General features: G+C 43.0%; 10 protein-coding genes. 5 read left to right on the forward strand and 5 right to left on the reverse strand.

Annotated elements, in window-relative coordinates:
• Window positions 1-194: 194 nt before the first annotated feature.
• From ACLI1A_RS00325 to ACLI1A_RS00340, 4 genes are all read right to left on the reverse strand, one after another.
• Window positions 195-659 carry a nucleoside deaminase gene (locus ACLI1A_RS00325; RefSeq protein ID WP_411404898.1) on the reverse strand — a complete coding sequence of 155 codons (465 nt, stop codon included), beginning with the start codon at window positions 657-659 and terminating at the stop codon, window positions 195-197.
• A gap of 80 nt (window positions 660-739) precedes the next feature.
• Window positions 740-1,564, reverse strand: a complete 825-nt coding sequence (locus ACLI1A_RS00330) for an amidohydrolase family protein (RefSeq protein ID WP_411404900.1) — start codon at window positions 1,562-1,564, stop codon at window positions 740-742.
• A 12-nt stretch (window positions 1,565-1,576) separates the two neighbouring features.
• Window positions 1,577-1,906: an L-rhamnose mutarotase gene (locus ACLI1A_RS00335; RefSeq protein ID WP_411404902.1), complete on the reverse strand. Its 330-nt coding sequence runs from the start codon at window positions 1,904-1,906 to the stop codon at window positions 1,577-1,579.
• 150 nt (window positions 1,907-2,056) lie between these two features.
• Window positions 2,057-3,139: a hypothetical protein gene (locus ACLI1A_RS00340; protein WP_411404904.1), complete on the reverse strand. Its 1,083-nt coding sequence runs from the start codon at window positions 3,137-3,139 to the stop codon at window positions 2,057-2,059.
• Window positions 3,140-3,565: 426 nt separating this feature from the next.
• Between ACLI1A_RS00340 and ACLI1A_RS00345 the strand changes: the two genes are divergently transcribed.
• The 5 genes from ACLI1A_RS00345 to ACLI1A_RS00365 all read left to right on the forward strand — a co-directional run bounded on the left by ACLI1A_RS00345 (window position 3,566) and on the right by ACLI1A_RS00365 (window position 12,996).
• Window positions 3,566-5,008 carry a tetratricopeptide repeat protein gene (locus tag ACLI1A_RS00345; RefSeq protein WP_411404906.1) on the forward strand — a complete coding sequence of 481 codons (1,443 nt, stop codon included), beginning with the start codon at window positions 3,566-3,568 and terminating at the stop codon, window positions 5,006-5,008.
• A gap of 683 nt (window positions 5,009-5,691) precedes the next feature.
• Window positions 5,692-9,774, forward strand: coding sequence for an Ig-like domain-containing protein (locus ACLI1A_RS00350; RefSeq protein ID WP_411404908.1), 4,083 nt, complete (start codon window positions 5,692-5,694; stop codon window positions 9,772-9,774).
• A 341-nt stretch (window positions 9,775-10,115) separates the two neighbouring features.
• Window positions 10,116-11,477 (forward strand): glycoside hydrolase family 27 protein, encoded by a 1,362-nt coding sequence (locus tag ACLI1A_RS00355; protein WP_411404910.1) that lies wholly within the window; start codon window positions 10,116-10,118, stop codon window positions 11,475-11,477.
• A 270-nt stretch (window positions 11,478-11,747) separates the two neighbouring features.
• Window positions 11,748-12,446 carry a queuosine precursor transporter gene (locus ACLI1A_RS00360; protein WP_411404912.1) on the forward strand — a complete coding sequence of 233 codons (699 nt, stop codon included), beginning with the start codon at window positions 11,748-11,750 and terminating at the stop codon, window positions 12,444-12,446.
• Window positions 12,436-12,996, forward strand: coding sequence for a DNA-3-methyladenine glycosylase I (locus ACLI1A_RS00365; protein WP_411404914.1), 561 nt, complete (start codon window positions 12,436-12,438; stop codon window positions 12,994-12,996). Before ACLI1A_RS00360 ends, ACLI1A_RS00365 begins: the two co-directional genes overlap by 11 nt.
• Window positions 12,997-12,999: 3 nt before the next feature.
• Here the strand turns inward: ACLI1A_RS00365 and ACLI1A_RS00370 are convergent, their stop codons facing one another.
• Complete coding sequence (locus tag ACLI1A_RS00370; RefSeq protein ID WP_411404916.1) at window positions 13,000-13,563, reverse strand: hypothetical protein; 564 nt, start codon at window positions 13,561-13,563, stop codon at window positions 13,000-13,002.
• Window positions 13,564-13,585 lie beyond the last annotated feature (22 nt).

The following is a 13,585-nucleotide window of genomic DNA, read 5'->3' on the forward strand; positions in this document are numbered from 1 at the left end:
TTTTGGTTTGGTTTTTAATCAGGCTCTCACGGCATAATCATCGCAAAAAGCCTAAATCTTGGTTTGGTTGTTTATCCTACTTGGGTTGGTTTACAAGCACGATGCATTACAAATATAACAATTCTGTTTAAAAACAAATGGTTTTATGAAAAATATTCTCACAAAACCATTTGTTTTTTCTTTTTTCATACTTGTTAGTACCTTACTTTATCGTCTTTTTCCTGCCATAGCTTGAATGCCTTTATGGCTTCTTCGGGCATAAACTGTACCGCCGGTATGGTTCTTTCTGCTGTGCTTTTTTCTATTTCGTCGTAAATAAAGGAGTCGTCAAACCCTATGTTTTTGGCATCGGTCTTGGTGTTGCCGTAGTATATTTTACCTATCCGTGCCCAGTAAATAGCCGACAGGCACATGGGGCAGGGCTCGCATGAGGTGTATATTTCGCAACCGCTAAGGTCAAATGTGCCCAGTGCTGTGCAGGCTTCGCGTATGGCGGTAACCTCGGCGTGCGCCGTAGGGTCGTTGGTTAGGGTTACACGGTTATTGCCTATGGCTACTATTTTGTTGTCTTTAACTATTACCGCCCCAAAAGGCCCGCCGCCCAGGGCTACGTTATCTTCGGCCTTCTTTATAGCCTGAAGCATAAAATCCTTTTCCATTTTTGCTGTTTTGGTTTATAACAAAAATAGCAGGTTTTGTGTTTAAAATATTTTTTCAATGAATTAAATAACAGTAAACATTACAACCCGTAAAACTTTACAGCATTATGGTATAAAATGTTTTCCTGCTGGGCAGGGGAGAAGTGTGCAATGTGTGTTTTTACCAAATTGAGCCAACGGGTATACGTGCCGGCAAGCTGCACCACAGGCCAGTCACTTCCAAAAACCACACGGTTTGTACCAAAGCTGTCCAGCACCACATCCATACAATCTTTAAGCTGTACTTCATTGCAGTTGCGCCAATGGTCCTCAGTGAGCAACCCCGACAGCTTGCAGTATACATTCGGGTTTTGTGCCAGTAGTTTTATCTGTGCTTTCCATTCGGATATGTTGCCTGTACGGAGCGATGGCTTGGCGCAATGATCCAGTATGTAAGGCTGGTTTGGTAGCTTTTCGGTTAGGGTAATGGCATCGGCCAGCTGGTGCCCAAGGATAAGTATATCGTAGGTGTAGCCATAGTGTCCTAATTTTGCGATGTTTTCCAGTACAGTTTCGCGCTGCAAGAAGCCCTGGGCTTCATCCTGTACCATATACCGGAAGCCTTTCAATTTGGCGTGATTCTTATACGATTTAAGCTCTTCTTCTATACCGGGTGAGGATAGATCAATCCAGCCTACAACACCTTTTATAAAATCATTTTCGGCAGCCAGTTGCAGTAAAAAACGATTTTCTTCAGGGCTTTGGTCGGCCTGCACCGCTATGCAGCCTGCACCGCCGTTAGCGTTAAATACCGGCAATGCATCTTCGGGTAAAAAGTCGCGCTGTATTACCTTCATGTCATCATTTATCCAGGCATCGCGTACCGGGTGGTATTTCCAGAAATGTATGTGCGAGTCTAAAATCATGGCGGGGGAGTATTACAGCGAAAAAATCTTATCCATCAGTATCCACTTTTCACCGGGTTTTGCATGGGATAGGGCACGCTGGTATTTCCACATCAGTTGTTCCCATTCCTGTACTTTTGGGTTGGCCGCATCCGAAGCGCTTTTTGCCTCAAATGAAAAGCTATCGTTTACCTCCATTAGCATAAACAGGCGGTTTCCGGTACGGTATATTTCCAGGTTTTCTACACCTGCTCCGGTAATGCTTTGCTGTATTTCGGGCCACACTGCCTTATGGTAGTTTTCGTATTCTGCTATCAGGGCAGGGTCATCGGCAAGGTCAAGGGCAAGGCAGTATCTTTTCATTTAATATGAAGTTTTATGCTAAGAGGTTTACTATAACGATTGATGCTTTTTACAAAAATAGCATAAAACCCGGTTGCAAAAACTAAGGTAAATTGCGAAAATAGTAAGCGATTTTATCCGTAAAGCTATTGTGTAGTGATTATTGTAAGCCTATTTGTACCAGCTAACGGTTCCTTTATTGTAATATCCTATGGAATTTTCTGTGAGAAAAACAAAACTATCCGGCCCGGTAAAAGTAAACTCGGTAACATTCATACGATAGCCTACAGAAGCCGCCATGCCATAGTTCCAGTGTATTTTTGGGTTACATATAAATTCTTTGCTGTATTGCCCCGCCGTATTACGTTCTATCCTGAAAAAACCTTCACTGCTGTAGTAATAAAAATGCTTGTTGTAGGGGTTGTATGCTACGGGGCCTAAGTACTCTATTAATTCCGGGTCTTTTTTTTGTGAGTCGAATTTTAGCAGGTTGTTAAGAGTGTATCTTGTGTAACAGCCTTCTTCGTATTTCTCAAATATTGTAAGGCTTCCGCTCAGGTAAAAATGCATAAGGCTTTCGCTTGTTAAAAAATCGCCTTTTTCATTTTCGGCAATCCCTTTTATAGGTTGGTGAAATGTAGCTTCAGGAATTTCAAAATAGGGTATAGCTTGTCCTTCACTTTGCCGGGTCTTCTTTTTTATCGCTTCTTTTTGTTGTTTTCGGCTCCTTTTGGGGGCATAGTATTTCCCGGTTGTTTCGGCTATGTCTTCCGGCTGAAATGTTTTATAATCATAATACTTTTTGTCGATAAGATTAAAAAAAGTAATACCGCCGCCAAACTCTCCGTTGTCATATCCCATCCAGATTGAGCCTTTGCTGTCCGTGAAATAGTTGTTTGCTATGGGCAGGTACTTTTCTATTGCTTCTCTATATGTTCCGTAACCTATCCCTGTGGCATCATAAGTAGTTTCGTTTATGTATATTCCTTTTGAGGTTACTGCCACAGGTGTATTGCCGGCATCAAAAAGCATGGCATGTATTTCGCCTTGTAGTTTAGGAAGTTCCTTAACCTGACTTTCACGTTTTTTAAAAATGCTGTTATCTTTTATATAATAGAGCGTATTAAGATTGTCTTTTGCAATAGCCTGCACTCCATTGTTAATGACAATATGTAATGAATCACCGCCAATAATCCATTCGTGAAGTTCACCTGCCGTGTTTGTTGCGTATAAAGTATCATGCAGTACTAACATTTTGTTGTATACAACAGGGACGGGGGGTATTTGGCTTTGCGCAAAAAGCAATTTGCTGCAAAGTATTAAGATGGCTGTTATGTATTTCATATTGAGGTGGTTGAGTTTTTGTAAAAGTAAGGTTTTATTTTTTTGTTTGTTTTTCTCTTCGTTATAAACTTGTTTCCAATTGTTTTAATTTCTAATATTGCAACTCTATTTATATTTAGTTTAAATAAAAATAAATAAAATTTTGTGGGTTGTGCTGTTTGGTAAGCGAATAAAGAAGTTCGGCCAAACCACAATTTATACGGTGTTTATGTGTTAATGTTGTGCGGTGATTTTAATATATTCACCTTGTTTTGGTAGCTAATGGTGTAAAAAGTGTATAAAATTTTGTAAAATATCATACTTTTACGCATAGGCAGAGTGGTATTGAAACGCTTAATGAAAAAGAAATTATATAACATAAAGGTTACAGGTTTTATGAGCCTGTTTTGTTTGTTGATGGCATTACAACTTTATGCCCAGCAGCCGCCTGCCGCTACGCTTACAGAGCGTGTGGAGCAGAACGGAAACCTTTTCAGGAATAATGTTGATAAGGCTTTTAGCCAACTAAACGAACTTATAGAGCAGGCAATAAAAGCAGGAGATACACAAAACGAACTGGTGTTGCTGGACAGGCGTTGCCGCTATTTTTACAGTAAGGAAGATGTGGCTAAGCTTATAAATGCCGCCGATTCACTTCATGTAAAGGCAGCCGCGTATAAGAATGCCAAGTACAATGCCATGTCGTACATATACCGTGCAGAGGCGTTTTCTATGAACGAAATGCCCGATAAGGCACTGACTAACCTGGACAGCGCTTTTAAAGTATTAGACAGGGCTGACGACAGCGACCCCACCATTTTTTATACCCGCACAAACATACTTCTTAGCCAGGCTAATATATATAACGACCTTAAAGAGCACCGTAAGGCGCTGGAAAAAATGTACATGGCCGTAGAGAGCTATCGCGGCAAAAAGAATACTGAGGCGTATAAAAGGTTTCAGTACCTTAACTATTCTAATCTTGCCAGTACCTACATTCATATTAATGCCGATTCGGCTGAGCATTATGCTAACCTTTCTATGGCTATTAAGCCAAAAAGTGCCGATAATGACGATGTTACGGGGCTTAATTATTATGTGCTGGGTCAGGTTTTTCAGCAGCGAAACGATAACGCAAAAGCACTGGAATATTACCTGAAAGCGGAAGAAATAAACAAGGTAAACGGCGAAGTACTGAATATAAAAGACCTGTATACTAATCTTATTGAGGTGTATAAAGTACAAGGCGATTCTGTGGCGGTAGCCCACTACCAAAACAAATTAGACGGACTTGAGCTAAAGGCGCTAAAGAGTAAGTATTCCCTTTTAAAGAGCGAACTGAAAAAGAAGGAAACAACCCCTGTACAGGACAGGCTTTCTTACGGGCTGTACATGATGGGGGGAGGTATAGTGCTGGCAGCCGGTTTGTTTTGGCTTTACAGGCGCAACAAGAAACAGGAAAGAGAGGCGGAAGCCGAAGCAAATGAAGATGGTAATGCCGAGCCATTAGCTAATTATGATGAACTTTTAGAGCTTATAAAACGCGACGATTCTTCGTTCATTTTTAACTTTGAAAAGCAGTTTCCTGATTTTTCTAAAAAGCTGCTGGAAATAAACCCACAGCTGGTACAATCGGAAATAGAGTTTTGTGCCATGCTGAAAATGAAGCTTTCTACCAAACAGATTGCCCAGTTTACCTACATAGAAACCAGGACGGTGCAAAACAAAAAATACCGTATACGGAAGAAACTCGATATTCCACAGTCTACAGACATCTACAACTGGTTTGACGGTATTTAGGTTTTTTGATTAATTGTGCTTTTTCTTTTTTCAATTTTATAACTCCCCACGGGTATTGCCGGAAGCTATTTTGTAGCCTTTTAACTTTCCGCAGGAAAGCCTTAGGCGTTCATTATGGCTAAAAAATCTCACAAAGATGCGAAGGCGCAAAGTTTTGTGCCTTTTTATCAGTTGTATAGTTGAATCATTTCTATTTGTCATAATTATTCTATATAACACACCCCTAACCCCTCTCAAGAGGGGAATACTCGGATGTGCTTACTCAGGCCTTTAAACATAGTCGCTTTTATCAGAAAGAGTGAAGCTATTCCCCTCTTGAGAGGGGTTAGGGGTGTGTCTTTAAATTATGGCGTTTTTTATAGATTTGACTATATGTGTCAAAATAAATATACCGGCCTTGGCGGCGCAGATAATTTATGTGACATCTTTTATTTTGACTAAAAACATGCCTCGATATATCCGAAATACGCAATTTTAAGCCTTAAAATATACATGTATATTTTGTTACTGCAATGAAATGAAAACGTTGTAAAAAGCTGGTTTTTAGAGGTGAGTACCTAATGAGTAGGCTGTTTTGTGTGATAGGTAAACTGTTAAGTAGGTGATTTTTCACACAACGTTAACACACACGCTACATTTGGGTGATTTTAACCAATTTCTATTCTATGAAAAAACAGTATTTTATGATTACGCTTGCAGCACTGCTGCTGGTGTGCACAAATGCATTTTCGCAGGCATGGGAGGCCGTGGGTTCAGCCGATGGTGTTTCTGCCGGCGGATCAGGGCGGCTTACCCTTATAAGCGACTACCAGGATAACCTGTTGTTAGGTTACTATGATGTTTCGGTAACTAAGGGCAGTGTACAAAAGTACAGTGATGGTGCATGGTCTTACCTGGGTGGTTCGGCAGGTATTACTACCAGCTATGCTACGTACAATTCTGTTTCGGCAGATGCGCTTGGTAATGTATATTTTACTAACCAAGATTCGGGTCTTCAGGTAAGGCAATATAACGGCACCAGCTGGAGCCAGCTGCCTAACACAACTACAAACACCATAAACTACCAGGCATCTGCAGTATCTGCAGATAACGTATTGTTTGTAGCCAGTGGCGATGGTACCGGAAGTATAAAACGTTATGTAAACGGTGCGTGGGAGCAAGTAGGTACAGCCGGTTTCTTTGGAGGAACAGCATTTTACCTGGATCTGGCCATAACCGCTAGCGGAAAAGTATACGTAAGCTTTAATAACAACGGTTATGTACACGTGTATCAAAACAACGTTAATGCGTCGGCTACAGACGAGTGGACTCCGGTAGGAGCAGTAAACCTTGCAGCTGCTTCTTCAAGCGAAAACTACAACTCATGTATCGCTGTGGGTGCTAATAATGCACTATATCTTGCCTATGTTTCGGGTAGTGCAGGTGGTAACAAGCTAAACGTTAAGAAATTTGACGGTGAGTGGACGCAGCTGGGCAGCGAAAACTTTTCTGCCGGTAAAGTACAGCACACCAGTATAGCGGCCGGCCCTAACGGCAGCGTATATGTGGCTGCAAGTATCTGGGAAAATACAGATTATCTTAAAAACTACGTAGTAGGCTATGATGCGGATACCAATAGCTGGACAGAGCCTTCACCGGGTTATGTAAGTGCCGGACAAGCTACATATAACTCTCTTGCTGTAGACAGCCAGGGGAACCTGTATCTTGCTTTTAGCGATTCTTCACTTGGAAAAATTTCGGTTAAAACACTTAACCTCGAAGGTGTTGCCGGTCAGTATGTAGTTGTTTCTACTCTTAATGATGTAGCGGCAACGGTAACAGCAGACGGTGGTACGCTACAACTTGTAGGTACAGTATACCCTACTGAGGCAACCCAGGGAGTAACATGGACAATTACCGATGGGGCCACCCTTGCAACTATTGATGCAAACGGACTTTTAACGGCTTCAGGAAACGGAACAGGAACTGTTACGGTAACAGCTACCTCTACGGCAAGCACATCGCTTAGTGCTACATTTACGGTTACTGTAACCAGTGCACCCGTATCTGCCGACTGTACATTTGCTACAGTAGCAGTTACTGGTTTTAATGCCGACGTTATTGCAGAAGGCACCGGAGGTAATGCTAATGAAAAAGCTACACAGCCTATAGACGGTGCTAACGGATATTATGCACAGGATTTTGTTCCTACAAACCCGGACTCATCGGGTGCAAGTGCTGCTGCTTATGGAGCAGGTTTGCCAAATAACGGTACTATTACAAGTGCTGCTACTGCCGGACTTTCGTTCCAGCTGGCCGATTACAACGGAAACAACGCGCTGCTTCTTAGGAACAGCCTTAGCAATACAGGTACGCTAACTTTTACAGAACAAAAGAAAGCCCAGAAACTTTACCTGGCATGGGTAAGTGCAGAAGGTACTAACAACGTAGATGTAACGGTAAACTTTGCCGATGGTACATCGCAGGTATTTGCGGCGCAACAGGCTACAGACTGGTGGTCAGATGCTACACCTTCTGAAACTGTTACTACAGCAGGCCCGCTGGGCAGGGTTTCTGTTATTACAACAGCATCGTGGGCTCCGGTAAACAGCTTTAGTGGCCTTACCCAAACCTACCTTTTCCAGAAAGAGTTTTTGCTAAACAGTGCAAACTACGATAAACTGATAGCATCGGTGAGTTTCTCTAAAGAAACATCTTCAAACGCTGCTACTACAACAGCAATTTTAGGTGTTAGTATCTGCGAAACCCCTACGGCAGTAGCAGATACTTATACACCTATTACAATTACAGGTGGTTTTAACCACGATATCATTGCAAACGGTATGGGCAATGCCTCAGACAGTTCAGACATCGGTTTTGATGAAACAAACTCAAGGGCACTTGTGTCTTTAGACTTCCAGGCTCCGGGTTCATCTACTACACCTACTTACGGCCTTCCGGTAAACGGTCTTATAAACAGTGTAGCTACAACCGGACTTAGCTTCCAGCTGGCAGACTACAACGGCGATAACGCACTGTTCCTTACACCAGATTATGTAGGTACAGGCAGCAGCACCGGTACGCTTAGCTTCCTTTCGTCTAATGTTACTACCTTATATCTCCTGGCCGGTACTGCCGGTGGTGGTGTGCAATATCTTCCACTGGTGGCTACCGTTAACTTTGCCGACGGTACTACACAGCAGGCTACTCCATCGGTGTCAGACTGGTACAATGGTACTGATTACGCCATACAGGGTATGGGCCGCGTAAACCGTGCTAACAACAACCTTGAAGGCGATAGCTCTAACCCACGTTTGTACCAATACAGTATTGATATAGATGAAGCTAACCAAACAAAAACCATTACAGGTATCAGCTTCAGTTTTGCAGGTAACCAGGGTGCAGAATACGCCAGTGAAATCCGCCTTTCGGTACTTGCAGTATCTAAATTCGGTCAGCCGGATGCATTGCCAACTGTAGATGTTACGGTTCAGGCCGGTGCCGATGCTACCATAACAACAAACGGTGGTACACTACAACTTGTGGCTACCGCTACTCCTGCAGGTGCTTCAGTTATATGGAGTGTTACCTCAGGTGCTGGCAATGCTACTGTAGATACTACAGGTGTTGTAACAGCTGTTGCAAACGGAACGGTTACCGTAAGGGCTACCGTTGCTGGTTACCCTGATATATATGATGAGGTTACAATTACTATAACTAACCAGGTTGTGGCTGTAACATCGGTTACGGTTACTACTCAGGGCGGTGTTGCTGCTGCAATTACTACCGATGCGGGTACACTACAGCTTGTAGCTACCGTACTTCCTGCCGATGCTACTGATGCTGATGTAACTTGGAGCATAGTTTCAGGTTCAGATTTCGCTACTGTAGATGAGAACGGACTTGTAACAGCTGTTGCAAACGGTACTGTAGTGGTTAGGGCTACTGCTGCTGACGGAACTATATATGGTGAAATTGAAATCACGGTTTCAGGTCAGGTTGTGGCTGTAGAATCAGTTACGGTAACTACCGAAGGCGATGTTGCTGCTACAATCACTACTGCGGGTGGTACGCTACAGCTTGAGGCTACAGTACTTCCTGCCGATGCTACCAATGCTGATGTAACATGGAGCATAGTTTCGGGTGCTGAATATGCTACTGTAGATGAGAACGGACTTGTAACTGCGGTTGCAAACGGTACTGTAGTGGTTAGGGCTACTGCCGCTGACGGAACTATATATGGCGAAATTGAAATCACGGTTTCAGGTCAGGTTGTGGCTGTAGAATCAGTTACGGTAACTACCGAAGGCGATGTTGCTGCTACAATCACTACTGCGGGCGGTACACTACAGCTTGTGGCTACTGTGCTTCCTGCCGATGCTACCAATGCTGATGTAACATGGAGTGTAGTTTCAGGTTCAGATTTCGCTACTGTTGATGAGAACGGACTTGTAACGGCTGTTGCAAACGGTACTGTAGTGGTTAGGGCTACTGCCGCTGACGGAACCATCTACGGCGAAATAGAAGTAACAATCGATATTCCACTGGGTACAGAAACTGTAAACGCTAACCTGTTTACCGTATATCCTAACCCTGCTACCGATGTAGTATTCATTAAAACTACACAAACGGTAAAAGAAGTAAATGTGTTTAATATGCTAGGCAGCCTGCTGTACACCACTACTGCAAAAGAGGTGCAGCTTTCGGGTCTTGCTTCAGGTAATTATATAATGACAGTAACCTTTGAAAACGGTACTGTTGCTAATAAAAAAATTATTAAGCAGTAATGTTCTTGAAATTGGTGTAACAACCACAGGGCTGCCCGAAAGGGTGGCCCTTTTTTATTCCTGTTGTTCAGGATAATTATATGTACTTTTGGCTTTCTGTAGGAAAGCCTTAGTGACCATTCAAGTATGGCTTGCCTTATTTGAACCAAACATAGTGGACCTTGTAAAAACCTTTGTGAACGTGGTGGTAAAGAAAATCTCGCAAAGGCACCAAGACGCAAAGAGGTGGTTATATTTGGGGTTAACTTTAAGATATGTTTAAAAACTAACCTATTTTTTGTTAAGTGTGTATTAAACACTAATTTTACTACCGATGTAAATCCAAATTACTTACTATAATTATGATTAAAAAAATAGTTTTTTCATCTGCACTGGCTCTGGTTCTCGCAGGCTGCTCGTCTTCTAAGGTAAGCAGCAACGACGATTTCAGGAGTTGGGCGCAAACTCCGCCTATGGGCTGGAACAGTTGGGACTGCTACGGACCCACCGTTGAAGAACACGAAGTAAAAGCCAACGCCGATTACATGGCCGAAAAGCTGAAACCATTCGGGTGGGAGTACATAATAGTAGACATTCGCTGGTTTGTAGAAAACGATAAGGCAGGCGGCTACAACCAAACCGACCCGCGCTATGTTATGGATCAATACGGCAGGTACCAGCCCGCGGTAAACCGTTTTCCTTCGGCTAAGGATGGCAAGGGCTTTAAACCGCTGGCTGATTATGTGCACGGCAAAGGGCTTAAATTTGGTATCCATATTATGCGTGGTATCCCTAAAAAGGCGGTACAGGATAAATTGCCTATAAAAGGCGCTAACGGTGTTACTGCCGACCAGATTTACACCACTGCTATGCAGTGCGAATGGCTGAAGGACAACTACACCGTACTGGCCGATAAGCCGGGAGCACAGGAGTATTACGATTCGCTTTTTGAATTGTATGCTTCATGGGGAATCGATTTTGTGAAGATAGACGACCTTTCGCGTCCGTACCACGAAGATGAAATTAACCTTATCCGTAAGGCGATAGACAAGTGCGGACGTAAGATTGTACTGAGCACATCGCCGGGAGAAACCCCAATAGAAAAAGCAGAACACGTAAAAACCCACGCTAATATGTGGCGTATGGTAGACGACGTATGGGATACCTGGCCGCACATAACCCACCTGATGGAAGTGTGCCAAAAATGGTATCCGCACATAGCGCCCGGCACCTGGCCCGATTGCGATATGATTCCGTTGGGACGTATCTCTATCCGTGGCGAGCGTGGTAACGACCGCATGACCCGCCTTACAAAAGACGAACAGTACACGCTAATGACGCTGTTTACCATATTCCGTTCGCCATTGTTCTTCGGGGGCGATTTGCCAAGCAACGACGCCTTTACGTATTCATTGCTTACCAATAAGGATGTGCTGAAAATGCACAGCGAAGCCACGGGTGTAAGGCAACTGTTTCAGCAGGATGGCAAAGTAGCCATTACCTCTAAAAACCCAAATACGGGTGAGGTATACCTGGCGGTGTTTAATATGGCCGACGGTACTGCACCGGTAAATGTAAGCGTAAACCTTGCCGAGATAGGTATTACTAAGGAGGCTACATTTACAGACATGTGGAGTGGTAAAGCCGAAGGTAGCTTTAAAGGACAGTTTACAAAGTCACTGGCGCCACATGCCAGCGGACTGTATAAAATAAGCGTAAAGTAGTTTTAAAAAGCTGCTGAGCCGCTAAGCTGCTGAGTTTTCGGGTTGCCCGGAAATTCAGCAGCTTTTTTTAAGCTACTAAGCTTCTTAGCTGCTGAGCTACTTAGAGAACTAATTGCTTTTTCTTTTAAAGTTGCTAAGAGGCTAAGTCGCTCAGAAGCTCAGCGGCTTTTTCTTTCGAAGCTGCTCAGCGGCTAAGAAGCTTAGTAGCTCAGTGGCTTTGGATAAGGAACACAATTTCCTTAACTTTACGGTTTATTCACCCAGATAATTATGTTTGAAAACCGCAAAAGCACCCTGTACGTTATCCTTGCAGGGATATTTATAACCAATGCCATTGTTGCCGAGCTTATAGGAGGCAAACTTATTTTCCTCGGGCCTGTGGGTAATTTCGGGCCGTACCTTATGAGTATAGGTGTAGTGCCATGGCCTGTGGTGTTTGTTACCACCGACCTTATTAACGAATACTTCGGGCGTAAGGGTGTGCAGCGCCTTTCGGTAATTACGGCGGGGCTTATTGCCTACTGTTTTGTGCTCTTGTTCTTTGCCATGATGATACCTGCCGCCAAAGGCCCCGGTTGGGTAACCGATGCACAGTTTGATGCCGTTTTCGGGCAAAGCCAGTGGATTATTGTGGGCAGTATCACGGCATTCATAGCCTCGCAGATTATAGACGTTACCATGTTCCACTTTTTTAAGGGGCTAACCGGCGAAAAAATGATATGGCTGCGCAGCACAGGCAGTACCGTAATTTCGCAGTTGTTTGATTCGTTTATAGTACTGGGCATCGCGTTTTACCTGAGTGGTAAAATGACCTTTAGCGAATACATAACCAGCGGTTTTACAAACTATACCGTAAAACTGGTAATAGCCGTAATGATGACGCCGTTTATATACCTGGGGCATTGGCTCATAGAAAAATACATCCACGAACACGATCGTAAAAAACAACTTGCAAACAATGGACAATAAAATACGCTGCGGCTGGTGCGGAAACGACCCGCTGTACCAAATCTACCACGACGAAGAATGGGGCAAACCCGTGTACGACGACGATAAGCTGTTTGAATTCCTGCTGTTGGAAACCTTTCAGGCGGGACTGAGCTGGATAACCATACTGCGCCGCCGCGAAAGCTTTGCCAAAGCCTTTGATGACTTCGATTATAAAAAGATTGCCGCTTACACCCAGGAAGACATCGACCGCCTTATGGCCGACCCGGGTATCATCCGTAATAAGCTAAAGGTTAACGCCGCTGTAACCAATGCGCAGAACTTTATAAAAGTGCAGCAGGAGTTCGGTAGTTTCAGTACCTACTTCTGGAACTTTACTGATGGTAAGCCTGTAGATAACGTACCTGCTTCCTTAGGGCACGTACCCGCCACTACACCCCTAAGCGATACCATAAGCAAAGACCTTAAAAAGCGCGGCTTTAAGTTTGTGGGCAGCACCATAATCTATGCCCACATGCAGGCCACCGGTATGGTAAATGACCACGTAGAAAATTGTTGGGTGAGGGGGTAAATATTATCCGTACATAAACCATACTGTTGTAGCATTATTTTGTTTTGCTAGTTCCAGAAAAAGTTTAAAATTTCTTAGGTCGTGTCCAAAGTTATTGTTGATGTAGCCATCGCCTTTATTGCTTTCAAAATCACTGAAATAAACATCGTTGTTAAGTGTGTCAAAATCAGTTTTTATCAACAGGTTCTGGATACTATTAATACTGTTTAACTTCGAAATAAGTGAACTTATAGTTGTTAATACAATATCAATGTTTCCTTCGAGTTTTTTTCGGTCATATTCAACTGAAATTCGATTTTCTTGTTTTTCATCTTCGGTATCGAATGTTTCCAGGTAATATTCAAGTTCTTCTTCCTCGACATAATTTTCCATATCATAAATTGGAGAAATATCAACATTTGTTATTGCGCCAATTTGATCAAGTTCTGCCTCATGATTTTCAAGCACATTTCTTCTGCACATAAAGTTGCAAAAAGTACGGCTCAAACTATATTTAGCTTCATTTTCATTAAGAAGATCGTATATTTCATCAATGTTGTCAGTTCTTAAATAAATGTCGAGTCCCATTTTTATTGTCTTTAGTTTTTGG

It is taken from the genome of Flavobacterium sp. RHBU_3, from assembly GCF_046613565.1.
In the GTDB taxonomy this organism is placed as follows: Bacteria; Bacteroidota; Bacteroidia; order Flavobacteriales; family Flavobacteriaceae; genus Flavobacterium.

Coding starts and splice junctions, on each gene's coding strand:
- ACLI1A_RS00325 (WP_411404898.1), bottom strand. CDS start 659: ATGGAAAAGGATTTTATGCTTCAGGCTATAAAGAAGGCCGAAGATAAC.
- ACLI1A_RS00330 (WP_411404900.1), bottom strand. CDS start 1,564: ATGATTTTAGACTCGCACATACATTTCTGGAAATACCACCCGGTACGC.
- ACLI1A_RS00335 (WP_411404902.1), bottom strand. CDS start 1,906: ATGAAAAGATACTGCCTTGCCCTTGACCTTGCCGATGACCCTGCCCTG.
- ACLI1A_RS00340 (WP_411404904.1), bottom strand. CDS start 3,139: ATGTTAGTACTGCATGATACTTTATACGCAACAAACACGGCAGGTGAA.
- ACLI1A_RS00345 (WP_411404906.1), top strand. CDS start 3,566: ATGAAAAAGAAATTATATAACATAAAGGTTACAGGTTTTATGAGCCTG.
- ACLI1A_RS00350 (WP_411404908.1), top strand. CDS start 5,692: ATGATTACGCTTGCAGCACTGCTGCTGGTGTGCACAAATGCATTTTCG.
- ACLI1A_RS00355 (WP_411404910.1), top strand. CDS start 10,116: ATGATTAAAAAAATAGTTTTTTCATCTGCACTGGCTCTGGTTCTCGCA.
- ACLI1A_RS00360 (WP_411404912.1), top strand. CDS start 11,748: ATGTTTGAAAACCGCAAAAGCACCCTGTACGTTATCCTTGCAGGGATA.
- ACLI1A_RS00365 (WP_411404914.1), top strand. CDS start 12,436: ATGGACAATAAAATACGCTGCGGCTGGTGCGGAAACGACCCGCTGTAC.
- ACLI1A_RS00370 (WP_411404916.1), bottom strand. CDS start 13,563: ATGGGACTCGACATTTATTTAAGAACTGACAACATTGATGAAATATAC.